Here is a 24,933-nt window from a genome sequence, read left to right as displayed (position 1 = left end):
ATAGTTATGCATTTGTTTGCATAATTATTCAGGAAGCCTATATGGCGCCGATGATCGATGCCCTGATTCTTGGCGCCAGCGGCTATGTCGGCGGGGAGCTCCTTCGTCTCCTGGCTGCTCATCCCAATATACGCCCGACAATGCTCGTCGGAGACAGCGACGCCGGAAAGTCGCTTGGGGAGGTTCATCCCGCGCTCGCCCTCGCCTATCCCCAAGCGTCGGTTCGCAAGTACGACGCTGAGATGCTGCGCGATGCCGGGCTGGTTTTCGCTGCCTTGCCACATGGGAAGAGCCAGGAGCTTGCGCCCGCGATTCTCGATGCCGGTTTGCCGTTCGTCGACCTCGGTGCCGATTTCCGGCTCGACAGCGCCGAGGAATATGCCCGCTGGTATGGCGAAGAGCATGGCGCGCCCAAACTGCTCGACACGTTCGCCTACGGGATCCCCGAATTCCATCGCGACCGGATCAAGGGCGCCAAGGCCGTTTCCGCGGCGGGATGTTACGCGACCGCGGCCATCCTGGCGCTGAAGCCGCTGGTCGAAGCAGGGCTGATCGCGCCTGGAACCGTCACTGTCGACGGCCTTTCCGGCGTGTCCGGCGCGGGCAAGGCCCCGAGCGCCAAGACGCACTTCGATTCGGTTCACGGGAGCGTTGGCGCCTATGGCCTCCTCACCCACCGCCACACGGGTGAAATGGAAATGATGCTCGGACAATCGGTGCTGTTCACGCCGCATCTTGTGCCGATGGATCGCGGCCTGCTCGTCACCGCTTACGGCATGGCGGCGGGACAAGGCGATCCGCTCGACGCGCTTGCATCGGCGTATCGAGACGAGCCGTTCATTCGTGTGTCGGACCAGCCTCCAGCGACCAAATCCGTAGCCGGAACGAACGCTGCCCACCTCACCGCTCGCCGCTGCGAACGCACCGGCAGAATCCTGACGCAGTGCGCCATCGACAACCTTGGAAAGGGAGCCGCCGGACAGATGATCCAGTGCGCGAATATCATGCTTGGAATTGAAGAAACCGCCGGTCTTCCTGTGGCGGGGATGTGGCCGTGAGCGTTACCGCCGCACCTGGATTCGTCGCCGCCGGCTGCCACGCCGGGGTGAAGCGCAAGCGCCGCGATCTTGCGATTGTCGCGACCGACGACGGCAAACCCGTCGCGGCAGCGGGCGTGTTCACGCAGAACAAGTTCGTCGCTCCGCCGGTCGTCCATTCTCGCGCTGTCCTTTCCGCCAATGGCGGCCGCGCCTCGGCGATCGTCGTCAACAGCGGCAATGCCAATGCCGGTACTGGCGCCGAGGGCCTCGCCAATGCCCGGGCGATGAGCAAGATCACTGCTCGCGCAGTCGGCTGCTCGGCGACCGACGTCCTCGTCTGCTCGACGGGTATCATCGGCCTTCCGCTGCCGATGGAAAAGATCCTGCCGGCCATCGACCGGCTCGCTACCCACCTCAGCCGATCCGGTCACGCGGATGCGGCGCGGGCGATCCTGACTACCGATCACGTACCGAAGGAAGCGGTAATCCGCGGCTCGAACTTCACGCTTGGCGGAATGGCCAAGGGGTGCGGAATGATCGCACCCAACATGGCGACGATGCTGGCCTTCCTCACCACTGACGCCGAGGTCGATTCCCAGACCCTGACCAAAATCCTTCGCGAGGCCGTGGCGGAGACTTTCAACACGCTCAACGTCGACGGCGCGACGAGTACGAATGACACCGTTTTCCTCCTCGCCAATGGCCGCGCGGGCAAGCCCGACATGGCCGAGTTCGCGGCCGCTGTGCGTGATCTTTGTCTCGACCTGACGATGAAGATGGCGCGCGACGCCGAAGGCGTGACCAAGGTCGTCAAGCTGACAGTCAGCGGTGCGGCCTCAGCGGCCGAGGCGCGCGCCTGCGCAAAGGCCATTGCCGAGAACAATCTGGTCAAGTGCAGCTGGTTCGGATCCGATCCTTACTGGGGGCGAATTCTCGCCGCCGCGGGCTCTGCCGGGGTCGCCTTCGACGCAGACAAATGCTTCGTATCCTATGGCGGAACCCGCGTCGCCGAAGGTGGGGTCGAAATCGCCCACGATCACAAGGCCGTCATGGCCCACATGAAGCAGCCGGAGGTGGAGATTGAGTGCGGCCTCGGCTCCGGAAAGGCGACCGGCCGAGCCATCGGGATCGATCTCGGTCCCGGCTACATCAAGGAAAACAGCGTCACGTCATGACCCACGAATCGCGCTTGCACGGGCTCGCGCCCGCCGACGCCGCCCGCCTCCTCGTCGAGGCGATCCCCTATGTCCGCCGCTTCGCCGGAAAGGCGATCGTCGTGAAGCTGGGCGGCAATGCCATCGACCACCGCCTCGACCAGGCGCTGGCACAGGACGTGCTGCTTCTCAAAAGCGTCGGCGTGCGCTGCGTCGTCGTCCATGGCGGCGGACCGCAAATCGACGCGACGCTGAAGGCTTTCAACATCGAGCGCAAGTTCCAGGACGGGCTGCGAGTCACGGATGAGGCCACCCTGGAGGCCGTGCGCATGACCCTGGTCGGCAAGGTCAACCGCGACCTCGTTGCCAAGATTAACCGCGAGACCGACGATGACCCGGTTGCCGTCGGTGTGTCTGGCGAGGACGGCGGCCTGCTCGTCGCCCGCCAGCGCGATCCGGCGCTCGGCTTTGTCGGCGATGTCGATTTCGTCCGCGCCGGAATCCTTCAGCGCCTGCTCGACGAGGATCTGGTACCGGTCGTTTCCACCGTCGGTGCCGACCGCAGCGGCCAGCCCTACAACATCAACGCCGATGCCGCAGCCTGCGCCATCGCAGCCGCGATGGCCGCGGAAAAGCTGGTCTATCTCACCGCCGCGCCGGGACTTCTGGCCGACCCCAAGGACCCCGGTTCGGTGATCGGCAAGCTGACTCCCGGAGAGGCGCGGACGATGGTCGGCCGTCACTCCGTCAGCGAAGGCATGATTCCCAAGCTCACCGGCTGTATTGATGCCGTCGAACAGGGCGTCGGCAGCGCCCACATCCTCGACGGGCGCATTGCCCACAGCCTGCTGATCGAGATGCTGACCGAGAGCGGGATTGGTACCATGATTGCGAAGGACGGCACGAAATGAACCTGCTGACCATCGCCGAGCATGATGCTGCCGCAATCGGCCAGATGCTCGACCTTGCCGAGACGGCGGAAAAGCCGCTCTCCGGCAAGGGGGTCGCCTTGCTATTCGAAAAGCCCAGCGCCCGGACCCGTCACTCGATGGAGATGGCGGTCGCCTCGCTCGGTGGTCATCCGATCAGCGTTCGGGCGGACGAGGTGGGCGTTGGAAGCCGCGAAAGTCCGGAAGACATCGCCCGCACCCTCGCCTGCTACCATTCGATCGTCGCCGCGCGGGTAAAGAACCATGCCCTGCTCGAGACGTTCGCGGACGCGATCACGGGCACGCCGGTAGTCAACATGCTGTCCGACCGCGCGCACCCGCTTCAGGCACTCGCCGACTTGCTGACCATGAAGCAGGTTCGCGAGTCCGTCGCCGGTGCGAAGATCGCCTATGTCGGTGACGGCAACAACGTCGCACGAAGCCTCGCCGTCGGCGCGTCGCTGCTTGGCGCCGAGTTCCGCTGCGCATCGCCGGAAGGCTATGAGCTTAGCGCCGACATATTGGCGTTTCCGGGTGTCAAGCAGCTTCGCGATCCCGCAGTGGCCGTGCGCGATGCCGACTTTGTTTACACCGACGTGTGGGTGTCGATGGGCCAGGACTCGGAGACCGAGGCGCGCAAGGCAGTCTTCCGCCCCTACCAGGTCGACGAGGCGCTGATGGCCAAGGCCGCCCGGAATGCGGCCTTCCTCCACTGCTTGCCGGCAATACGCGGCGAGGAAGTAACAGCCGGGGTCATCGACGGGCCGCAGAGCGCTGTGTGGAAGCAGGCCGAGAATCGCTACCATGCAGCTCGCGGCGCCTTGGCCTGGTTGCTTGGGGTAAGGCCGTGAGCGCCGAGGCGCGTCGTTCCCAACTGGCTGCGATAATCCGCGCCGAGCCGGTGGCAAGCCAGGAGCAATTGTCCAACCGGCTTCGCGAGGCAGGGTACGACGTCACTCAGGCCACAGTCTCGCGGGACCTCGAGGTGATCGGCGCAATCCGCGGCAAGAAAGACGGGCAATTGAGCTACCTGCTGCCCGGCGACACCTTCGGCGACCATGGCCAGAACTCGCTCGAGCGCATCCTTGGCGAGTGGGGCGTATCGGTCGAAATCGCAGGAAATCTGGTCGTGATGCGGACCCGCCCCGGCTCCGCTCATGTCGTCGCGGCGGCGCTCGACGCAGCCGCACTTGACGGCATCGCAGGCACGATCGCCGGTGACGACACATTGTTCATCGCCGTCCGCGACGGCCATGATCCTTCATTGCTGGCGCGCATCCTGAAGCCGCGCTGACATCTTCCGGTGCGCCGAATGAGTCGCTAGAGCGTGGACATGCGGTTCTTGCCGATCGTTTCGCTATCCCTCGCGCTCATCGGCTGTGCCCAACCCGACCCGGCGCTGGACGTCACGAACGCCACCGTCGCGGCGAGCGCGAACAGCGCAGCAGTGTATGCGACGATCGACAACAAGGGCGGCGCGGACAGGCTAACCGGAATCGAAGTCGACGGCCGCGTGCCGATCAGCCTCCACGAGACGACCATGACCGACGGGGTTATGCGAATGCGGCCCGTGGAGGCCCTTGACGTCCCCGCCAACGGCCGTCTTCAACTGAAGAGCGGCGGAGCCCACGGAATGTCCGTAGGGCAGATCAGCGCGGATCCGCCCGAACTCCCGCTGACGTTCCGCTTTGAGAGACACGCGCCGATATCCGTCAGCGCAACAGTAACCGGCCCCGGCGGGATGCCCATGGAGCACGGACATTGAGCCTTCGATCGTTTCGCATTCTTTTATGGATCCTCGTCGGCCTCGCTGCGGCCGGCGCGGCAATTCTCTACGTTCAACGATCGTCGGTGAGTTCGGACGAAACCGAGATGTCGATCGGCGGACCGTTCGTCCTAACCGACCAGACCGGGAGTACGTTTGACAGCCGGTCGCTCGACGGCAAGCCGCATGTACTCTTCTTCGGCTTCACGCATTGTCCGGATGTGTGCCCGAATACGCTAGCCCGGCTCGCCAAGCTCCGAAAGCAGCTCGGCAAGGGCGATGACTCGTTCGAGATAGTTTTGGTCAGCGTCGATCCCGAACGCGATACGCCGGCTGAGCTTGCCGATTACACGAGGTTGTTCAACACGCCGGTGATTGCGCTCACAGGAACCCCGCAGCAGATCGCGGATGTCACGCGGTCTTTCGGCATCTACGCCCGAAAGGTGCCGAACCCGGACGGCGGCTACAGCATCGATCACAGCGCACAGGTTCTGTTGTTCGACGGTGACGGTGCGTTTCGCGGAACAATCGCCTTCGACGAAACCGACGAACCCGCGCTTCAGAAGCTGCGCAACATCACAAGCTAGCCGGAGGCGGAGAGTACCCGCTGGAGAAGCCGCTCGACCGCCGCCACGCTTTCGGGCTCTTCGAATGTCGGGGTATGGCCGACGCGGGGCACCGTCACCATCTCGCAATCCTCGATTTCCTCGGTCATTCGCTTTGCGACGTCGGCGCTGAGTAGATCGGACGTCTCGCCGCGGAGGATCGTGACCGGGCGGCCATCAAGAGACCGAAAATAATGCCAGCCGTCGAATTCGCTCGAACTCGCGGGCGCAGCGAACGTCTCGGCGATTTTCATGTCGTAATCGAATATCCAGCCGGACTCGTCGTCGCCACGCATGATTCGACGGACGAAATCTTCCCACTGCTCACGGGAAAAATCCGGATAGATGCCGGCATTGCGTTCGGACACACGGTCCACTGCCGCCGCGAAAGTATCGAAGGTTACAGGCTTCCCGACATAGGTCGCGATCCGCTCGAGACCGTGCGGGTCGATCTCCGGCCCGATGTCGTTGAGCAGGGCGCCTGCGATCCTTTCGCTGTCGTTTGCGGCCATGGCCATCGTCACGAGCCCTCCCAGCGAGGTGCCGACGAAGACTGCGTCTGCGATCCCAAGCTGGTCGAGCAATTTGAGGAGGTCCGCGACGTAGATATTTGGGCGGTAATTCTCGGCTTTAGGGTCGTGTTGGCTTCCGCCCCGACCGCGAAAATCGACGCTCAGCACACGCCACTCCCCCGCGAAACGGTCCGCCACCGGCTCGAAATCGGCGGCATTGCGGGTCAGTCCGGGAAGACAAAGTATCGGCGGTCGATCCAGCGGCCCGTCATAATCGCGATAGTGAAGCTTGAGGCCGTCGGCGCTTGTCCAGAAGCGGTCCGACCATTTCAGATGTGCGCTCATTCCGTGCTGGCCTAGCCGAAGGCCGCGCCATGCACCAGATAGGGCGCATATGAGCATTTATCGCGCCGATCCGGCCATTCTGAAGCTCGGCGACCGCTTTTACGACCCGGTCAGACCCGCGCAATTCCCGGTCGCCATTGCACGGTTCGTGAATCGCCGCGCGGCGCAAGGTGTCGGGCTCAATCTCGATTCCGAGGGGTGGGAGCGGCATTTCCATCGCTTCGAGCCGCTGCCCGGCAATCTCGAACAACCTCTCGCCCTTCGTTACCACGGACACCAGTTCCGCAACTACAATCCCGAAATCGGCGATGGCCGCGGCTTCTTGTTCGCTCAGCTTCGCGACGAACGGGGACGTCTGCTCGACCTAGGCACGAAAGGCAGCGGACAGACACCGTACAGCCGCTTCGGCGACGGCCGGCTGACTCTCAAAGGCGGAATCCGCGAAGTGCTTGCGACGGAGATGCTGGAGGCGCTTGGCGTGAATACGTCGAAGACCTTCGCGCTGTTCGAAACCGGCGAGTCCCTGCAACGCAACGACGAACCTTCGCCGACGCGCTCGGCCGTCCTCACGCGGCTGAGCCACGGCCATATCCGCATCGGCACCTTCCAGCGCCTGGCCTTCTACGACGACCGCGAAGGACTTCACGCGCTCGCCGATTATTGCCACAGGTTTCTGTTCGACCAGCCGGGCGCTGGTGCGGAGCGGCTGTTCGAAATAGTCCTTTCTGGCACTGCCGGCCTGGCCGCTTCCTATCTCGTCGCCGGCTTCGTCCACGGCGTGCTCAACAGTGACAACATCAACATCACGGGCGAAAGCTTCGATTACGGCCCATGGCGCTTCACGCCCCATTGGGACGAAAGCTTCGTCGCAGCTTATTTCGACCACGCCGGACTTTATGCGTTCGGAGTCCAGCCCGAGGCGATCCACTGGAACCTGGCTCAGCTCGCCGGCTGCCTGTCTCTCATCGCCGACCGCGAACCAATGGAGCAGGCGCTCAATGGATGGCCCGGGCTCTTCCAGGACGCTTTGGTCGAGGCGCTCATCAAGAGGCTCGGGCTTCGACCTGCCGACAAGGAATCCGACCTCAATCTCGCCGGAGCGATGCTCGCCGCGCTACGGACCCGGACAGCAACGATCGATCGCTTTTTCTTCGATTGGCGCGGCGGCCGGATCCCGGAAGGGGAAGTATATCAGGCCTTCCCGTTCCCATCGCTCGCCCGGCAGCTCGAGGGCCGGGCTGCCCTGCCAGGCGCGATCGACCATCCTTATTGGTCCGATCCCGAGCCCTGTTCGATGCACATCGATGAGGTCGAGGCCATCTGGTCCGCCATCGCCGAGCGTGACGACTGGTCGCCCTTCGAAGCCAAGATCATGGCGATCCGCCGAATGGCTGACGCCATGACGCCGCCTTGCGCTTGAGCGAGTGGGCTGCAAAGGGTGAGCCCAGCGCGGTGCCGGAGAAATCAGTGAGCGACAGGATCATTTCGACCGAGCCGGCGACCGGGGGGGAAATCTGGTCGGGCGAGACCGGCGATGCCGCCGCCGAGGTCGCGACTGCTCGCGCAGCCTGGCCGGCATGGGCCGCACACAGCCTGTCCTACCGCATCGAGGCGCTGCGACGCTTCGCCAACGAAGTGAGAAGCCGCGAGCAAACCTTTGCCGACCTGATCGCGCGCGAGACCGGCAAGCCCTTCTGGGAAGCACGCACCGAAATCGCATCCGTCATCAACAAGGTCGAGATTTCGGCCAACGCCTATCTGGAGCGCACTCCTTCGCGGAAGCTAGAGGCTGCGCTCGGAAGCAAGATTGCCGTCCGTCACAAGCCACATGGGGTGCTTGCGGTTCTGGGCCCCTACAACTTTCCCGCCCATCTTCCGAACGGACATATCGTGCCGGCTCTGATCGCCGGCAACGCAGTGGTCTTCAAGCCGTCCGAAAAGACGCCAGCGACAGGCGCGATGCTGGTGGAATGTTTTCATGCCGCGGGTATCCCCGAGGGCGTCGTCCGGCTACTCATCGGCGGGCCGGAAGAGGGCAAGGCGCTTGCCTCGCAGGATGGGATCGACGGCCTGCTATTCACCGGTTCGGCCAATGCTGGAATGGCGCTTCACAAGCAGTTCGCCAGCGCCCCGCACAAGATCCTTGCCCTCGAGCTTGGCGGAAACAATCCGCTGGTCGCCTGGGACGTGGGCGACATCGAGGCGACAGCCGCAATGATCGTCCAGTCCGCGTACCTATCAGCCGGCCAGCGGTGCACGGCCGCGCGCCGCCTGATCGTCGAGGATGGCTCCGAGGGAGATCTCGTCGAGGCCGTGGTCAAGCTCATCGACCGGATCATCGTCGATCATCCCCATGCGGAGCCGCAGCCGTTCATGGGGCCGCTGATCGACCTTGCGGCAGCGGACCAGCTCCAGGAGCGTTATCTCGACCTCTTGATGAAGGGGGCCAAACCGATCCGCCGGTTAGACCGGCCCTGGGAAGAACGGCCGTACCTAACCCCTTCCCTGATCGACGTCACCGAAGTCGCCGACCGTCCCGACGAGGAGCTGTTCGGGCCGGTTCTGCAGATGATCAGGGTGAAGGATTTCGACGCCGCCATCGACGAGGCAAACCGCACGCGGTTCGGCCTTGCTGCCAGCCTGATCGGCGGGAGCCCGCAATTGTACGACACCTTCTGGGCAAATATCCGGGCCGGTGTCATCAACTGGAACAAGCCAACCAACGGCGCACCGTCGAACGCGCCGTTCGGAGGCATCGGCCTGAGCGGCAACCACCGGCCAAGCGCCTATTATGCTGCGGACTATTGCGCCTATCCGGTGACCAGTAGCGAAAGCGAGATGGCCCGCGCGGCGATCCAGCAGGGCCTCCGCGACCCAGCCGAGGAAATCACCGCGAACGTCTGATCAGTTCGGCGAGCCGCCGGCCTGTACCGACCCCGCGCGGGCGGGCATTCCGCCGGCCATCGCGCCCGGACGATCCCAGCCATAGCGGTCGGCAAACGTCTCAATGCCGTTCGATCCGGGAACCATTGTCAGGTAAGTGACGTAGACTGGAATTCCACGCGGGGCCGCGATATGCTGTTCGGGCTCGCTGCCGATCGCGGCGACATCACGCCCAAAGGCAAAATGCGCTAGGCCGCGATAATCCTCCACGCGGATGCATCCATTGGATTTGGCTCGATTCGCGAGAGTGAAATATTCTCGTGTCGGCGTGTCGTGAAGGAAGATGCCCTCACGATTGGGAAACGGGAATTTCATCTTGCCCATCGAATTCTGGCCGCCCGGCTTTTGGCGAAGAATGACCTTGGCGGTCCCTGCCGCCACGGCCTTCCAGTCGACCGACGTCGGCGAGAGGACCTGCGGATTCTCGCTGAAATCCGAGATGACTTCGTAATTACGGCTCTTCAGGTAGCCGACGGGGTCCTTGGCGATGTTCGGTGCAAACTTGCGGATGAGATGCTCCGGCACGTGCCAATAGGGATTGGCGATCGCGTAATGCATCGTGCTGGCGATGATCGGGGTGGGCAGGCCAAGCTTGTCGGCATCGCCGACTACGACCTTCATGGATCCCACGCTCTGACCGCCCTGGAACATGTGCAGCCGCTGCTCTGCGGCGTTGACCAGGATGAATTTGCCCGTGCCAGGGATAATGCGCGCCCGTTCCAGGTTGAGCAGCGCCTTGTCGGAAGCACGGCCGCTTGAAGCCTGTTCCGCAAGTGCGACCTCACGGATCGCGGAGTAATAGGGGTTCACCGCCGAAACAGTCTGGAGATGCGAGGCGATCGACGGCGCCGCGGCGAGCAGGGCCATGATCCGGTCCGGAGCGCTTGGCTTCAGGGTCAGATAGGGATCGCCCCAGATGACGTTGGTGTTCGGCCGCTGGAGCGCCTGGACGTAATCGACCCAGGCGTTGGTCAAAGCGCGTTCCGCGGTCTTCTTGGCGACCGCATCGCCCGTTGCCGCGGCCTGGACCAGTGCTTCTACCTGCGCCGCATATTGCGGGCCCTGCGGAAGACCGTCGATCGGCGCCTTGCGCAAGATTTCAAGAAGGTCGGCCACCGCGGCGGTTCCGGCGGCGGTCAGCCACAGCGGCGCTTCCTGCCGGCGCTCGAAGAAATAATTGACCGCGCTCGCATTCGGCGAGCCCGGCAAGGCGAGGATTGGAGCCGGACGAGCCGGCGCCGCCGGTACCGGCGGCTGCTTCTTCTTTGCTTCGGCCGGACTCGCGAACATCATTGTCGAAGCCATTGCAGTCAGCAGAATCGCGGAAGCGCGCATCATCACCCCTTCTTATTCCCCGGTTTCACAGCGAATGCCGTTTGTGCCGGAATTCCCAAATTGCTTCAATCCCTTGCCGCCACATCGGCGACACAGGAGTGTCACAAAACGCGTCCTTTAAATGGGAGGCCGCATATGAACCTCAAGCGAACGGGCCGTTTCGCCAATTCGGGTTATTGACCAGCGAACCCGAGAAAACACGCGTTTTTCCCAGCGGCGAAACGCCTCTAGCAACACGCAATTCACATTCCCGTCATATGTTGCGCTTCGGCAACAACGCCCGAGCAAATTCCCCAGCCCGGCACTTAGGGAATGTGTTTTCAGTTCGACGACCGTATGGCTTGAGGTAGAGTTCAGGCTCGAGATCAAAGCAAAGGAGCAAGGAATGCGTAGGTTACTCCTGGGGGCAGCTGCAGTCTCCGCAATTATGGCCGCTCCGGCCTATGCCCGCGACGGCGCCGGTTATGTCGGCATCGAAGGCGGCATCATGTGGCCGAAGGATAACGACGGCAACATCGGCGTTTCTTACGACGAGACGTTCAGCTTCAGCAGCACCGCTGCGACGTCGGATGGCGCGCCCTATCCGCTCGCCGCTGATACGTTCGACGAAGACGCCTTTGGAATCGAATACGACTCCGGCTTCGACATCGACATGGTTGCCGGTTACGATTTCGGCTTTATCCGCGCCGAAGTTGAAATCGGCTACAAGCGCGCCGAGGGCAATTCGGAAATCTCGCAGAGCCTTCTCGACGACATCAACGAGAACATTCTTCGCGACCTTCCCGATATTCGCGGGGCCACGCGTCCGATCATCACCCAGGACGACTTTGACGACGACGGTCGCCTTGACGACACCGTCAAGGTTTATTCGGCGATGTTCAACCTCCTCGGCGATTTCAATGTAACTGAAGATATCGCGCTTTACGGTGGTGGCGGTTTCGGCCGCGCTCGCGTCAAGGGCTTTAGCGACGACGATAGCGCGTGGGCATGGCAGCTCATCGCCGGCGCCCGTTTCGCCGTTACCGACTGGCTCGATCTCGGTGTCAAGTATCGGTACTTCCAGACCGGCCACGTCAGCCTGCAGGACACGGTGATCACTTATGCCGGTTCGCAGCGTCCGGTCACTTCGACCGAGCTCTGCCCGTCGACCGCTCTTCCTTCGCGCACCTGCAACCGCCAGGTGATCGACGCGACGGTTGCATCGGAAATGACGGACAAGTTCAGCTCGCATAGCTTGTTGGCGAGCCTGATCTTCAACTTTGGTGGTGAGGCTCCTCCGCCCCGCCGCCGCCGCCGCCTCCGCCCCGCCGCCGCCCCCGCCGCCGCCTGCCACGCAGACGTGCCCGGACGGCTCGGTGATCCTGGCGACTGAGGCTTGCCCGCCGCCGCCGCCGCCGCCGCCGCCTCCGCCGGAGCCGGAACGCGGCTAAGCCACGGCTTGGTAAAGAGTTTGGCCGGTCACCTTAGGGTGGCCGGCCTTTCTTTTTGAGTTGATCTCATCGGAGGCCGGCACTGCGCGAAGTAAATCCGCGTGGTGTCGTCTCGCCAGCTTCGCTTCCGATCTGCTTGCCTTAGGGGCGGCGGTCGTCCGGGCTCAGCCGCTCTCGCACAGCTACACTCTCTGCGCTCCGCTTACGCTGTGCTCGGGGCCTCAACATGCAAATGAGGGCGCCGGAGGGGGAACTTCCAGCGCCCTCATCCGCCCCCACACCCGCCGGTCCTTGGCGGGTGCTCCCCTATCGGTGTTCGGGCAAGTAGGCCTCTTCCGCAAGATCGCTGAACTTGGTGATGCGGCTGTCGAACTTGAGCCGGATCTTGCCCGTCGCGCCGTGACGCTGCTTGGCCACAATAACTTCGGCAAGCCCGTAGATGCGCTGCATCTCCTCCTGCCAGGCGGCGAAATCCGGGTGATCGTCGGCCGGCTGCTTGGCCGCCAGATAATAGTCGCCGCGGAAGACAAACCAGACCATGTCGGCGTCCTGTTCGATCGAGCCGGACTCGCGAAGGTCGGAAAGCTGGGGGCGTTTGTCTTCGCGCTGCTCGACCGCGCGGCTTAGCTGGGACAAAGCGAGCACGGGGCAATCCAGCTCCTTGGCGAGCTGCTTGAGGCCGCGGCTGATTTCCGAAATTTCCTGGACCCGGTTGTCGCCAGCGCTGCCCCTTCCGGTGCCCTGCAGCAGCTGGAGGTAATCGACGACAACGAAGCCGACGCCCTTCTGCCGCTTCAGTCGCCGGGCACGCGTTCGCAGCGCTGCGATCGTCAGGCCGGGGGTGTCGTCGATGTAAAGCGGCAGGTTCTCCAGCTCCGCTGCGGCACGGGCCAGCGAACGAAACTCCTGCTGGCTGATCTTCCCCATGCGCAGATTTTCGGAACTGATCCCCGACTGCTCGGCCAGGATACGCGTCGCCAGCTGGTCGGCCGACATTTCCAGGCTGAAGAAGGCCGTCGGGGCGCCGACCGATTTTGCGGGGTCGATGCCGTCTTCCTGGTCGCGGACGAAACGCTGGGCCGCCGCGAACGCGATGTTGGTGGCGAGCGATGTCTTGCCCATACCAGGACGGCCGGCGAGGATCATCAGATCGCTCTTATGCATCCCGCCGATCTTGCCGTTGAGCGAGTCGAGACCAGTGGTGACCCCGGATAGGTGGCCGCCGCTGTTGAGCGCCTTTTGGGCCATTTCGACCGCGAGCCGGGTCGCTTCGCCGAAGCTCTTAGCCTTGCCTTCACCGCCGCCCTGTTCAGCGACCCGATACAATTCGGTCTCGGCGCGTTCGATCTGCTCGAGCGGCGCGACGTCCTCCGACGTATCAAGAGCCCCCTCAACCATGTCGCGGCCGACGCCCACAAGCGAACGAAGCAGGGCCAGGTCGTAAATCTGCTGTGCGAAGTCACGGGCGCCGATGATTGCGGCGCCTGAGCCGGTCAATTGCGCGAGATAGGCCGCACCGCCGACTTCCTTCATCGTCTCGTCGGCATCGAACATCGGCTTCAAGGTCACCGGGTTCGCGATCATGTTCTTGTCGGTCATGCGCAGGATCGCATCGTAGATCCGGCCATGGAGCGGCTCGAAGAAATGCTCGGAGCGAAGCTTTAGCTGGACATCCTCGACCAGCCGGTTGTCGATCATCAACGCACCGAGAAGCGCCGCTTCGGCCTCGATGTTGCGCGGCAGAGATTGCGGCTCAGCGTTGTTGTCCGGCGCTCCGGCGATTCGAATGATTTCGGCCATGGATCCCCGCTTAAAGGCGCAGTCCGCGCGGACAATGCAGTAAAACTAACACGCCTGTGGATAGTATGTGAGCGCTTTGCCCCGCAGTTGCGACAGAACGGGGATTTCTCGCGCCAAGCCCGTCCACAGAAAAGATTCCGTTTGAATTGAAGCGTCGTCGCAGGCCGATTAGCCAAGGCGAATGAGCATTCTTTCCGACCGCTGGATTCGCGAGCAGGCCCTTTCCAACGGCATGATCGAACCGTTCGTCGAGGCGCAGCGGCGCGAGGGTGCGATCAGCTACGGCCTGTCCTCCTACGGCTACGACGCGCGGGTCGCCGACGAATTCAAGATCTTCACCAACGTGGACAATGCCATCGTCGACCCCAAGGACTTCGCCGCCAACAGTTTCGTCGATCGCAAGACGGACGTCTGCATCATCCCGCCCAACAGCTTCGCGCTGGCCCGGACCATCGAATATTTCCGCGTGCCGGAGGACGTGCTGGTCATTTGCCTTGGCAAATCGACCTATGCGCGGTGCGGGATCATCGTTAACGTCACCCCGCTGGAGCCCGGCTGGGAAGGGCATGTGACGCTGGAATTCTCCAACACGACGCCGCTGCCCGCGAAAATCTATGCCAATGAAGGCGCGTGCCAGTTCTTGTTCCTCAAGGGGAACGAGCGCTGTGAGACAAGCTACAAGGATCGCGCCGGCAAATATATGGGGCAGCGCGGCGTGACCCTCCCCCGCCTGTGATGCTCGATCCGGCCGAACTCGACGCGGCCGACCCGCTGACCTTCGCCAAAGCGCGGTTCCAACTGCCGGATGGCGTGATTTATCTCGACGGCAACAGCCTTGGCGCCCTGCCCAGTTCCACCACCGATCGGTTGCGGCTGACGAGCGAGCGGGAGTGGGGTGAGAACCTCATCGCCAGCTGGATCACAGCAGGCTGGATCGACTGGCCGCGACAGATCGCTGAGCGGATCGCGCCGCTCGTCGGCGCATCGCCGGACGAACTGCTCGTCTGCGATTCGACCTCGATCAATCTGTTCAAGCTGGCGATGGCCGCCTGCGCGCTGCGGCCTGAGCGGAAGATCATTCTGAGCGAGGCTGGCAACTTCCCGACCGATCTTTACATGCTCCAGTCCGTCGCCGACCTCGCCGGTCTGACGCTTCGCGCGGTCCCTCGTGCGGAGCTGCGCTCGGCACTGGACGAAACGGTCGCGCTTGTCGCCCTGACCCAGGTCGATTACCGGTCCGGCGAACGGCACGACATGGCGGGACTTAACAGTGCTGCCCATGGCGCGGGCGCGTTGACGTTGTGGGACCTGTCGCACGGTGCCGGTGTGCTGGCCGTGGACCTTTCCCGCTCCGGCGCGGATTTTGCGGTTGGCTGCGGCTACAAGTATCTCAACGGAGGTCCCGGGGCGCCTGCTTTTCTGTTCGTGCGCCGCGACCTGCAGGGGTGCTGCGCCAATCCGCTGCCCGGCTGGTTCGGCCATTCGTCCCCGTTCGATTTCGATGCCAACTATCGGCCCGCCGCCGGGATCGGCCGCTTCCAGACAGGTACGCCGTCAATCCTGGCCATGGCCGCGTTGGACGAAGGACTGAAAAGCTTCGATGGCGTTGCGATCGCGGACGTCGAAGCCAAGGCTGGGCGTCTCGGTGACCTGTTCATCGAGTCGGTCGGCGATTGCCTATCGCTGGCCTCACCAATGGATGCGTCGATTCGGGGTGGTCACGTCGTATTCGGTCATGATCATGCCTACGCCATCGTCCAGGCCGCGATCGAACGTGGCGTAATTGGCGACTTTCGTGCACCCAACCTTGCCCGCTTCGGTTTCGCCCCCTTGTACCTTAGCTATTCGGACGTGGCGCGGGCCGGCGCGATCGTCCGGGATGTTGTTCTGTCCGGAGTGTGGCGAGAAGCGCGTTTCGCGGAGCGGAAGGCCGTAACCTAGGCCAGCGCCGCCCGCGAGCGGTGAATCATGTCCACCCAGTCGTGAAACGCATGGGCCAGCTTCGCGACCAAATCCTTCAGTGGCCCTTCCTTCAGACAGCCGTCGGAATCGAAGCTGTCGTCCGTAACGTGTCCCAGATAGGCTTCCGGTTGCTGCATCACTGGCATGTCCAGGAACACGCAGGCCTGACGAAGCTGGTGATTGGCGCCGAAGCCGCCGATCGCTCCTGGCGACGCAGAGATGATTGCCGCAGGCTTCTTGTTCCAGATGCTCTTGCCGTAAGGCCGCGAGCCGACGTCGATGGCATTCTTGAGGACGCCAGGGACTCCGCGATTATATTCCGGAGTACAAAACAGGATTCCGTCGGCAGCGGCGATTTGATCGCGAAAGCGCGTGTATGCTTCCGGCTGATGGGGCAGCGCATCGTAATCCTGATTGTAGAGCGGGAGGTCGCCAATCTCGACCATCGAGCATTCGAGACCGTCTCCACGCATCCCGCACATTGATCGGGCGATCTTGCGATTGATACTGCCTTCGCGAAGGCTGCCGACGACGATTGCGATTCTGTAGTTGTCCATGGCTGCTCAATCCCCTGCTTCGCGTTTCGATCCTCTCTTCGTCACCGGCGGCGGCGGCCCTGGTGCCGGATATTGCCCGGGCGGCCGCGGCGCGCCCTTGTCCGTACGCGATCCTTCCGCTGGCGCTGCGGCCCGGCAAAACGGCCCTCCGGAAGCTCGAAGCGCAGCGCGCCGGACGCCGGATTGGCCTCGGCGAGCTTGAGCTCGATCTTCTGGCCCATGGCAAAGGTCTCCGAGCTCTGCTCGCCGATGAGCGATTGCGACGCTTCGTCGTAGCGGAAATATTCGTTGCCAAGAATCGCCGCCGGGACCAGCCCATCGCCGCCCAGATCCTCGACCGTCGCGAAGAATCCGAATGGCTGAACGCCGGTTATCCGGCAACGCAGGATCTGCCCGACCTTGTCGGCGAGAAACGCCGCGACATAACGATCGACCGTTTCGCGCTCGGCTTCCATCGCCCGCCGTTCGAGCATCGAGATTTGCTCGCCGATATCCTCGAACTTCGTCCCGTCCTCCGCTGGCAGCCCGCCCTCGCCTAGTTTGTAGGCGCTAACCAGGGCGCGGTGGACGAGCAGGTCCGCGTAGCGTCGGATCGGCGAGGTAAAATGCGCGTAAGCGCCGAGCGAAAGTCCGAAGTGCCCGAGTGTCTCGGGCGAGTAGCGCGCCTGCATCTGCGTTCTAAGCAATTGCTCCATGATCTCCGGCCGAGCCTCATGATCGTCGCCAACCCGCTCGATGATGCGATTGAAGGTGGCGGGCCGGATGACCTGGCCAAGCGCGAACTCGATGTCGAACGTGCCGAGATAATCCTTGAGCGTGGTCAGCTTGACCCGGCTAGGCGCCTCGTGGACGCGATACATGACCGGCGCCTTCTTTTTTTCCAGCGCCTTCGCAGCCGCGACGTTTGCCGCGATCATATAATCCTCGACCAGGCGATGGGCATCGAGCCGTTCTCGCGGCGCGACCGACAGAATGCGGCCCTTCTCGTCGAGAACGACGCGGCGTTCGGGCAGGTCGAGCTCAAGCGGTTCGCGCTTCTCGCGGGCCGAAAGCAAAGCGCGCCAGCAGGCCCAGAGCGGCCTCAGCGCCTTTTCGACGATCTCAGCCGGGACCGGTCCCTCGACCGCCGGCATCGCGCAGGGCGACGAAGAGACCTCGGTGACTTCCTCGCCCGCGGCGTCGATCGCCGCTTGTGCATTCTCGTACGCAATGTTTGCGACAACACAAATCTTGGCACGAGTGAATCTCCAGCTCTTGAGGGCGCCGTCCTTGCCGATGTGCAGGTGGCAGGCCATCGCGGCGCGAAGCTGGCCCTCCTTGAGTGAGCACATGTCCGACGACAATTCGTGCGGGAGCATCGGCACGACGCGGTCGGGGAAATAGACGCTGTTGCCCCGGGCGCGCGCCTCGCGGTCGAGTTCGCTGCCGGGGCGGACGTAATAGCTGACGTCCGCGATGACTACGATCGCGTCCCAGCCGTCGCCGTCCTCGCGCGCTTGCGCCCAGATGGCGTCGTCATGGTCGCGTGCGTCCTCCGGGTCGATGGCGACGATCGGCAGATGCGTGAGATCCTCGCGCTCTTCGCCGAGCTTCTGGCGCGCGACCTTCTTCGCCTCGGCAATGGCCTCGTCGCGGAATTCGTCGCGGAGGCCATGCTTGTGGATGGCGATGAGCGAGAAGCTGCGCGGGGCGAACGGATCGCCGAGGATCGCGTCCACCCGCGCCGTCACGCGCGGCGGACGACCCGATGGTTCGGCAAGGACGAGGTCGCCGGGCTGCGCATCGCCAAGGTCGGAAATCGGCAGCTCACGCCGCTCGCGCTTGTCGACCGGGGTCAAGTAGTGCCGGTCACCCTCCAGCCGCACCACGCCGAGAACCAGGTCGGCCGAGCGCTGCAGCTTCTTCATCACATGGGCGACATGGCCCTTTCCGCGCTCCTCGGTGCGGGCGAGGATGCGATCATTGAGACCGAGGGCCGAACGCTTGCCGCGCTCGATCACGCGTAGCTTCGGAGCCGGCTTTTCGGCATGCCATTGTTCCGGTGTCGCCCACACTTCGCCGTCCTCGACCGACGTCACACGAAGCACGGTGACCTTGGGCACGCCGCCCATCTTGTGGAAGGCGCGGCCGGGCGCGGAGTCGATCAGCCCTTCGTCCGCCATGTCCTTGAGCAGGGTCTTCAGCGCGATCTTGTCATTACCCTTGAGACCGAAGGCACGCGCGATCTCTCGCTTGCCGGCGGGCTGGTCGCTGGTCTCGATGAATTCGAGAATCTGCTTTGGCGTGGGCAGTCCCGCCTTCGGTTTGCGCGGCATCAAGCGGTCTTAGTCCTTCGCATCGTTTGCCACTAGCGAAGTTGACTGTCCTTCGAACCGCGGCGGTTGATCGTGGAATGAACGATGGCCTTGTCTCGTTCCGATTGGCAAGCGACGCAGGTGCGGACGCCGGGTAGCGCCTCGCGCCGCTTCTTCGGGATCGGCTCCCCGCAATCGTCGCATTCCTCGGCGCTCTCCCCCTGTGGCGTGAGCGCACGGGCGCGAAGGATGGCGTCCTTTACCGTGTCGTCAATTTGGTCCTGCACCGCGCCGTCGCGAGTCCAACCACCGGCCATGAATCTCTCCTTACGCGCGCCTCAACGCACAGGAAGGCTCAAGGCTTCGGCGGTGGGACGACGTAAGGCTTGAATGCGCCGCCGGGGACCGCCGAAGCGACCGGGCTTTCGAAGCCGCTCTTGCTGACCGAGGAGACGCCGAACACCCAGTCGTCGACGCGAATTCCCTTCAGCACGATAGTGTCAGGAGTATCGGCGCGAAGTTGCTTCGGTACTCGCAGCTCATTCTGCCATTGGTTCGCATCCGACCGCCTCCACCGAACGACGAAACTATCGGCGGTCGAAAGCATCGGCCATTTGAGCGTCGTGTCGGTAGAAACCGCTCCCTCGACCGAGGGCATTGGCGGCGGCGGGGCAGAGGCGATGGCAACGAGCGCGGCGACATTCAGCTTCGTCACCTTTTCAAGATAAGGGAAATCCATCTTGTCGATGGTGTCGCCGTACTCGACGCCCTTTTCCGTCCGCAAATCCTGATGCTGCCAATTGTAATTCTCGACCGCTACCGAGAAGCGGACGGCGGGAAAGCCCGCGTTGAGGAACTCGGTGTGATCGCCACCGCGCCCGAAGCGGTCGTTGCGCCACACCTGCATGACGTCGAGGCCGATGTGCGGCAGCCGCTCGGCGAGAGTATCGAGGAAGCGCGAAATATTGCGCGACGGGCTGTCATTTTCGCCGCCTAGGCTGCGCTGCTGCGCCGCCAGTTCCTCGCGGCCCTGCCAACGGGGACCTTCGGAGAAGACGCGGACAACCTTGTCGTTGCAGACACCGTCCGACCCGCAGCTGTTGCCGATAATGTCGTTGTTCAGATTGGCGATGACGTTCCAACTCTGCGCCTTGGCATAGTCGGCGAGGATCTTACCGCCGAGCAGACCCTGTTCCTCGCCCGAGAGCGCGGCATAGACGATCGTGCCGGGGAACTTGTGCTTGGACAGCACGCGCGCGGCCTCGAGAACCGCCGCAGTGCCGCTGCCGTCGTCGTTGGCGCCCGGCGCGTTCTTGGTGAAGTCCATCACGTCGCTGACGCGGCTGTCGATATGGCCGGTGATGATGACGACGTCGTTGGGCCGCTCGGTGCCGCGCTGGATTGCGACAGCGTTGCATACCTTCGTCGGGGTTGGAACGCGCCGTCCGGTAACCGTGTCGCAGGTCTGCAGCGTTTCAAGACCGAACGACTTCATTTCCTTTTCCGCCCAGCGGACCGCGGCGCCGATCCCGCGCTTGGGGTCGGTCTGCGACGACAGGGTGTGACGGGTGCCGAAGCTGACGAGCTTTTCGACGTCCTTTTTGATCCGCGCCCCGCTTACGCGGATGCTGATGTCGTGCATCACGACCTCGGGCGTCGGTGGAGGCGCCGTTGCGGCAGCGGAGGTGGAAAGAAGGGCGGCGGAAAGCAGGGTGACACGGATCATGGCCGTCACTCTGGCACGGCCTGCGCGGCGCGTGAAGCCCGGGCCAGCCGATGCTCGCGCCACAGGATGACGAGGCCGGAGGCGATGATCACCGGCGCGCCGATCCACGTCCATTCGGTGGGCAGCTGGCCGAACAAGAGGAAGCCGAACAGGGTCGCCCAGATGAGGCTGGTATAATCCATAGGCATGACGAGGGCGACCGGAGCCAGGCGAAGCGCGCCGGTAAGAGTCAGCTGCGCGAGGCCGCCGGCAAGCGACAAGCCAGAGACGATTGCCCAGGTCTGGAGGTCGTGTGCCTTGCCGAACCACGGCATCAGGATTGCCAGCGGCAATAGCGAGCTCACCGCGAACCAGAAAACGGTCGTGGCCGCCGCCTCCGTCGCGCCAAGTCTGCGGATGACGATCGTCACCGCCGCCGTCATCAAGGCCGCAACGACCGCGACCGCGCCACCTTCCAGCGGCAAATGGCTGCTGCCGGGCTGGACGACGACGAGAACGCCGATGAAGCCGACGACGACCGCACCCCAGCGCCATTTGCCGGTCGGCTCGCCGAGCACCAGCGCCGCCAGGACAACCGAGAAGATCGGCACCGAAAAGCCTATCGCCGTGGCCTCGGCCAGCGGGAGCAGGGTCATTGCGAGGAAATTGAGGAACATGGCGGTGAGGCCGATGCCCATGCGCGTGACATGAGCGCCAATCCGCTTCGTCCTGAGCGTTTCGAAGCCGGGACCCCACGCCACCCACGCCGTTGCGCAAAAAGCCGAACCGAGCTGGCGCCAGAACAGGCTCTCCACGACATGGACTCCGCGCTGCGACGCCCATTTCACGCCTGCGAACATCGATGCCAGCAGCAGCGCCGTCAGCAGCCGGAGCCCCATGGCCAGCAATGGGCGCTGCTCGATCGGCCGGTCGGTGTCGCGGGTTCCCTGCATCGCCGCTTCACCTATTGGAGCTTCGGACAATTGCCCATAGTGTCAGGACATGCTGAGCCTGATGCTCTTCGCCGCCGCAGCGGCTTCCCCGCCCGTGCTGCATTACATCCGGTCGAACCGCGACGGCAGCGAGCCGGAGAATGTCGTCATGTATCGCCCGAGCGTTTCGACGGTCGCGGTCTACAAATATGTCAGCCGCTGCACGACCGCGGCCTATGTCACCGCGGCCTTCGACCAGAAGAGCGGCGAGGTCGCCAGCCTCGATGCCGGCAAGGTCGGGCGGCTGGGCGAGCAGGTGAAATTCGGGCGAATAGACTTCGACCCGGCAAGCCGGACGCTTTCCGCCTGGGTCGACACGCCTGGCGGCCGGCTTTCCGAGCAGATGAAAGTGCCGGACCGGCCGTGGCACCTGTTCGATTTCGACTTCGGGACCCTGAATGCCGAGCTGCAATCGGTCAGGCCGCGCCGCGACTTCTCCTTCGGGCTGCCTTTGATATGGCCGAAGGAAAAAGGCTTCCTGCGCTACATGGGCCGCGTCGACGCCAAATATATGGGCTTCGACATGGTGGAGAATACGCCTGCGGTTCGCTTCAACCTGACATTGGAAGGGCCGGAGCCCGCCACTGGCTATCTGCTGCTCGACCAGGGCGAAGGCCATATCCTGGAGGCGGAACTCTCCATCCCCAATCACGACAATTTTCGCGACTTCAGATTGTCGCTGCAAAAGGTCGACAAGGCCGGGCAGAAGGCGTGGGACAAGCTGCTGAAGCGCCACTACGCGCGTTGCCCGAAGGCGCGCTGAACCGGTTGGCAAGCGCGCTTCTTAAGGTCTAGGGAGCCGCCGAACCCGAATTCCCGAAGAGAGGCCCCTCGTGCGTCAGATCGACCATTTCATCAACGGATCCAGCTACAACGACGCGCCGCGTTCCAGCGACGTGTGGAACCCCAGCCACGGCGAAATCCAGGCCCACGTCGGTCTTGGCACCGTCACCACGCTGAAAAAGGCGATGGATGCGGCGAAGGCTGCGCAGCCGGAGTGGGCGGCGACCAACCCGCAGCGCCGCGCCCGCGTCATGTTCAAGTTCAAGGAGCTGATCGAGGCGAACATGGACGCCCTCGCCGAGATGCTGTCGAGCGAACACGGCAAGGTCATCGCCGACGCCAAGGGCGATGTTCAGCGCGGCCTCGAGGTCATCGAATATTGCTGTGGAATCCCGCAGGCGCTGAAGGGCGAATATACGCAGGGCGCAGGCCCCGGAATCGACGTCTATTCGATGCGCCAGCCGCTCGGCATCGGCGCGGGAATCACGCCATTCAACTTCCCGGCGATGATCCCGATGTGGATGTTCGGGATGGCGATCGCCTGCGGCAATGCCTTCATCCTGAAGCCGAGCGAGCGCGATCCGTCCGTGCCGGTGCGCCTTGCCGAACTGATGAAGGAAGCAGGTCTTCCCGACGGCGTGCTCAACGTCGTTCACGGCGACAAGGAAATGGTCGATGCGATCCTCGACCATCCGGATATCGCCGCCGTTAGCTTCGTCGGCTCAAGCGACATCGCGCAATATATCTACTCGCGCGGAACCGCGAACGGAAAACGCGTGCAGGCCTTCGGGGCGCCAAGAACCACGGCATCGTCCTTCCCGACGCGGACCTCGATCAGGTGGTCAACGACCTGACCGGCGCGGCATTCGGCTCGGCCGGTGAGCGCTGCATGGCGCTTCCGGTGGTGGTGCCGGTCGGAGACGACACGGCCGACGCGCTTCGCGAGAAGCTGGTTCCGGCGATCGCCAGTCTGAAGGTCGGGATCTCGACCGATCCGGAAGCGCATTACGGACCGGTGATCAACGAGGCGCACAAGCAGCGCGTTGAGAACTACATCCAGATGTGCGCCGACGAGGGTGGCGAGCTTGTAGTCGACGGCCGCGGCTTCATCCTCCAGGGCCATGAGAATGGGTTCTTCGTCGGGCCGACATTGTTCGATCACGTGAAGCCCAGCTTCCGCAGCTACAAGGAAGAGATTTTCGGGCCCGTGCTGCAGATCGTCCGAGCCGATACCTTCGAAGAGGCGGTACGCCTGCCGAGCGAGCATGAATATGGTAACGGCGTCGCCATCTTTACCCGCAACGGCCATGCCGCGCGCGAGTTCGTCAACCGGGTCAACGTCGGCATGGTCGGCGTCAACGTGCCAATTCCGGTGCCGGTCAGCTACCACAGCTTCGGCGGCTGGAAGCGTTCGGGCTTCGGCGACATCGGCCAGTACGGGCAGGAAGGCCTTCGCTTCTGGACCAAGAACAAGGTCGTCACGCAGCGCTGGCCAGACGGAAGTGCATCGGGCGACCACAAGGAAGCGTTCATCATCCCGACAATGGGGTGAGGCAGCGAAATCCGATGGAGCGCGTTGATCAGAAATGAGAACGCGCATCATCGGGCTTGCCGCCCTCTTCGCCGTCGCCGCCTGCGACAGTGCCGGCGATGAGAACATCATGATCGACAACCAGGTGAATGCGGCCGAGGCCGCCAATGCCGATGTCGAAGTGCTGCCGGCGGATGAGACGGCCAGCCTGCCGGCCGGAAACGAAGCCACTCCTTCCGCGAACGGCAGCGGTAATGAGACGGCGCCGCCCGATAGCGGGGTCGCAGCCGTGATCCCCGCTCAGTATCGCGGCCGGTGGGGCATGGTGCCGGGCGATTGCACCTCGACCCGGGGCGACGCCAAGGGCCTGATCACCGTTGGCGACAAGATCATCCGATTCTACGAATCGACGGCAACGCTGAAGGAACAGCGCCCGGCCATTGCCACCAGCTTCTCCGGCCTGTTCGGCTTCACCGGAGAGGGTCAGATGTGGGAGACGGTGATGACCTTCACCCGCACCGGCGATACGCTGAAGCGGGCCGAAGACGAGGGCACTTTCACCTACAAGCGCTGCGCCTGAGAGGAACAACGATGAAGCTCTATTACGCGCCGGGTGCCTGCAGCCAGGCACCGCACATAATCCTCCACGAGACCGGGCTCAGTCATGAGGCGGTCAAGGTCGATCTCAAGCAGAAGCGGACCGAGCACGGCCGCGACTATCGCGAGATCAACCCCAAGGGATCGGTCCCGGCGCTGGAGCTGGACAACGGAGAGGTGCTGACCGAGAACGCCGTCGTCCTTCAATATCTCGGCGACCGGACCAATCTCGGCGAATTCCTGCCGTCGCTCGGGGATTTTCGCCGCTACCGCGTCCTTGAGTGGCTCAACTTCATCACCACCGAGCTCCACAAGAGCTTCGCGCCGCTCTTCAGCCCCGCTGCGGGGGACGAGGTAAAGTCCTTCATGCGCAAGACCATCGGCGAACGCCTCGATTTCGTCGAAGCGCAGTTCACGGGCCCTTTCCTGACCGGAGACGATGCGACCCTTCCGGATTTCTACCTGTTCGTCATCACCGGCTGGGCGGAGAAGATGATTGGTCTCGACAAATGGCCGAAGCTGGCTGCCTTCCAAAGCCGCATGCTCGAGAGGCCGGCCGTCCGAGCCGTGCTGCGTCATGAGGGGCTGCTTCAGGAAGAAGCTGCCAGCTAGGCGCATCTTGCTGGTCGGCGGTTCGGCTCTTAAGGGCAACGG

General features: G+C 63.5%; 23 protein-coding genes and 1 pseudogene. 16 read left to right on the top strand and 8 right to left on the bottom strand.

The annotated features are described in order from the left end of the window. Positions 1-41: 41 nt before the first annotated feature. From argC to G7076_RS02220, 7 genes are read left to right on the top strand one after another with little or no spacing between them, the layout of a single operon-like run. A complete protein-coding gene (argC, locus tag G7076_RS02250; RefSeq protein ID WP_166200067.1) occupies positions 42-1,058 on the top strand; it encodes an N-acetyl-gamma-glutamyl-phosphate reductase in 1,017 nt (338 codons plus the stop codon). Then, the gene (gene argJ / locus G7076_RS02245; protein WP_166200065.1) at positions 1,055-2,215 is read left to right on the top strand and encodes a bifunctional glutamate N-acetyltransferase/amino-acid acetyltransferase ArgJ; all 1,161 of its coding nucleotides are present in this window, start codon (positions 1,055-1,057) and stop codon (positions 2,213-2,215) included. Before argC ends, argJ begins: the two co-directional genes overlap by 4 nt. After that, positions 2,212-3,105: an acetylglutamate kinase gene (argB, locus tag G7076_RS02240; RefSeq protein ID WP_166200063.1), complete on the top strand. Its 894-nt coding sequence runs from the start codon at positions 2,212-2,214 to the stop codon at positions 3,103-3,105. Before argJ ends, argB begins: the two co-directional genes overlap by 4 nt. Then, complete coding sequence (gene argF / locus G7076_RS02235; protein ID WP_166200061.1) at positions 3,102-3,974, top strand: ornithine carbamoyltransferase; 873 nt, start codon at positions 3,102-3,104, stop codon at positions 3,972-3,974. Before argB ends, argF begins: the two co-directional genes overlap by 4 nt. Next, a complete protein-coding gene (argR, locus tag G7076_RS02230; protein WP_166200059.1) occupies positions 3,971-4,417 on the top strand; it encodes an arginine repressor in 447 nt (148 codons plus the stop codon). The genes argF and argR overlap by 4 nt, the downstream gene beginning before the upstream one ends. A gap of 39 nt (positions 4,418-4,456) precedes the next feature. Next, positions 4,457-4,888 carry a copper chaperone PCu(A)C gene (locus G7076_RS02225; RefSeq protein WP_240913941.1) on the top strand — a complete coding sequence of 144 codons (432 nt, stop codon included), beginning with the start codon at positions 4,457-4,459 and terminating at the stop codon, positions 4,886-4,888. Beyond that, positions 4,885-5,475, top strand: coding sequence for an SCO family protein (locus G7076_RS02220; RefSeq protein ID WP_166200055.1), 591 nt, complete (start codon positions 4,885-4,887; stop codon positions 5,473-5,475). Before G7076_RS02225 ends, G7076_RS02220 begins: the two co-directional genes overlap by 4 nt. Here the strand turns inward: G7076_RS02220 and G7076_RS02215 are convergent. Beyond that, positions 5,472-6,350: an alpha/beta hydrolase gene (locus tag G7076_RS02215; RefSeq protein WP_166200053.1), complete on the bottom strand. Its 879-nt coding sequence runs from the start codon at positions 6,348-6,350 to the stop codon at positions 5,472-5,474. The genes G7076_RS02220 and G7076_RS02215 overlap by 4 nt on opposite strands. 49 nt (positions 6,351-6,399) lie before the next feature. On the opposite strand from G7076_RS02215, the gene G7076_RS02210 reads away from it, so the two are divergent. Next, positions 6,400-7,770 (top strand): protein adenylyltransferase SelO family protein, encoded by a 1,371-nt coding sequence (locus tag G7076_RS02210; protein WP_166200051.1) that lies wholly within the window; start codon positions 6,400-6,402, stop codon positions 7,768-7,770. Positions 7,771-7,817: 47 nt separating this feature from the next. Beyond that, a complete protein-coding gene (astD, locus tag G7076_RS02205; protein ID WP_166200049.1) occupies positions 7,818-9,254 on the top strand; it encodes a succinylglutamate-semialdehyde dehydrogenase in 1,437 nt (478 codons plus the stop codon). Here the strand turns inward: astD and G7076_RS02200 are convergent, their stop codons facing one another. Further along, the gene (locus G7076_RS02200; RefSeq protein ID WP_166200047.1) at positions 9,255-10,631 is read right to left on the bottom strand and encodes a L,D-transpeptidase family protein; all 1,377 of its coding nucleotides are present in this window, start codon (positions 10,629-10,631) and stop codon (positions 9,255-9,257) included. A 382-nt stretch (positions 10,632-11,013) separates the two neighbouring features. On the opposite strand from G7076_RS02200, the gene G7076_RS12640 reads away from it, so the two are divergent. Beyond that, complete coding sequence (locus G7076_RS12640; protein WP_277343925.1) at positions 11,014-12,000, top strand: outer membrane beta-barrel protein; 987 nt, start codon at positions 11,014-11,016, stop codon at positions 11,998-12,000. A 364-nt stretch (positions 12,001-12,364) separates the two neighbouring features. On the opposite strand, the gene G7076_RS02190 is transcribed toward G7076_RS12640, so the two are convergent. Beyond that, on the bottom strand, positions 12,365-13,858 hold the full coding sequence (locus tag G7076_RS02190; protein WP_166200045.1) for a replicative DNA helicase: 1,494 nt from the start codon (positions 13,856-13,858) through the stop codon (positions 12,365-12,367). 181 nt (positions 13,859-14,039) lie between these two features. Here G7076_RS02190 and dcd point away from each other — a divergent pair, with 181 nt between their 5' ends. Together dcd and G7076_RS02180 are read left to right on the top strand one after the other, a co-directional pair. Then, entirely contained in the window at positions 14,040-14,594 is a 555-nt protein-coding gene (dcd, locus tag G7076_RS02185; RefSeq protein ID WP_166200043.1) for a dCTP deaminase, read from the top strand. Further along, complete coding sequence (locus G7076_RS02180; RefSeq protein ID WP_166203277.1) at positions 14,594-15,799, top strand: aminotransferase class V-fold PLP-dependent enzyme; 1,206 nt, start codon at positions 14,594-14,596, stop codon at positions 15,797-15,799. Before dcd ends, G7076_RS02180 begins: the two co-directional genes overlap by 1 nt. Here the strand turns inward: G7076_RS02180 and G7076_RS02175 are convergent. Genes G7076_RS02175 through G7076_RS02155 form a run of 5 tightly spaced genes read right to left on the bottom strand, consistent with a single transcriptional unit; the run spans position 15,796 to position 21,329 of the window. After that, positions 15,796-16,377 (bottom strand): NAD(P)H-dependent oxidoreductase, encoded by a 582-nt coding sequence (locus G7076_RS02175; protein WP_166200041.1) that lies wholly within the window; start codon positions 16,375-16,377, stop codon positions 15,796-15,798. The two genes, G7076_RS02180 and G7076_RS02175, sit on opposite strands and share 4 nt — an antisense overlap. A gap of 41 nt (positions 16,378-16,418) precedes the next feature. Then, a complete protein-coding gene (locus G7076_RS02170; protein ID WP_166200039.1) occupies positions 16,419-18,692 on the bottom strand; it encodes a VacB/RNase II family 3'-5' exoribonuclease in 2,274 nt (757 codons plus the stop codon). Between the two features lie 32 nt (positions 18,693-18,724). After that, positions 18,725-18,988, bottom strand: a complete 264-nt coding sequence (locus tag G7076_RS02165; protein WP_166200031.1) for a DksA/TraR family C4-type zinc finger protein — start codon at positions 18,986-18,988, stop codon at positions 18,725-18,727. 38 nt (positions 18,989-19,026) lie between these two features. Continuing rightward, positions 19,027-20,397 carry a M28 family peptidase gene (locus tag G7076_RS02160; protein WP_166203275.1) on the bottom strand — a complete coding sequence of 457 codons (1,371 nt, stop codon included), beginning with the start codon at positions 20,395-20,397 and terminating at the stop codon, positions 19,027-19,029. 5 nt (positions 20,398-20,402) lie between these two features. After that, the gene (locus G7076_RS02155; protein WP_166200029.1) at positions 20,403-21,329 is read right to left on the bottom strand and encodes a DMT family transporter; all 927 of its coding nucleotides are present in this window, start codon (positions 21,327-21,329) and stop codon (positions 20,403-20,405) included. A 49-nt stretch (positions 21,330-21,378) separates the two neighbouring features. Here G7076_RS02155 and G7076_RS02150 point away from each other — a divergent pair, with 49 nt between their 5' ends. The 4 genes and pseudogenes from G7076_RS02150 to gstA all read left to right on the top strand — a co-directional run bounded on the left by G7076_RS02150 (position 21,379) and on the right by gstA (position 24,891). Beyond that, entirely contained in the window at positions 21,379-22,131 is a 753-nt protein-coding gene (locus tag G7076_RS02150) for a hypothetical protein (protein ID WP_166200027.1), read from the top strand. Positions 22,132-22,201: 70 nt separating this feature from the next. Then, positions 22,202-23,703, top strand: a pseudogene (locus G7076_RS02145) (CoA-acylating methylmalonate-semialdehyde dehydrogenase). Between the two features lie 34 nt (positions 23,704-23,737). Further along, a complete protein-coding gene (locus tag G7076_RS02140) occupies positions 23,738-24,262 on the top strand; it encodes a hypothetical protein (protein ID WP_166199288.1) in 525 nt (174 codons plus the stop codon). 11 nt (positions 24,263-24,273) lie between these two features. Beyond that, a complete protein-coding gene (gene gstA, locus G7076_RS02135) occupies positions 24,274-24,891 on the top strand; it encodes a glutathione transferase GstA (RefSeq protein WP_166200025.1) in 618 nt (205 codons plus the stop codon). The last annotated feature ends 42 nt before the right edge of the window (positions 24,892-24,933 follow it).

Origin of the sequence: Sphingomonas sp. HDW15A (genome assembly GCF_011301715.1) — a bacterium.
Taxonomy (GTDB): domain Bacteria; phylum Pseudomonadota; class Alphaproteobacteria; order Sphingomonadales; family Sphingomonadaceae; genus Sphingomicrobium.
This window is presented reverse-complemented; position numbering and strand designations above follow the sequence as displayed.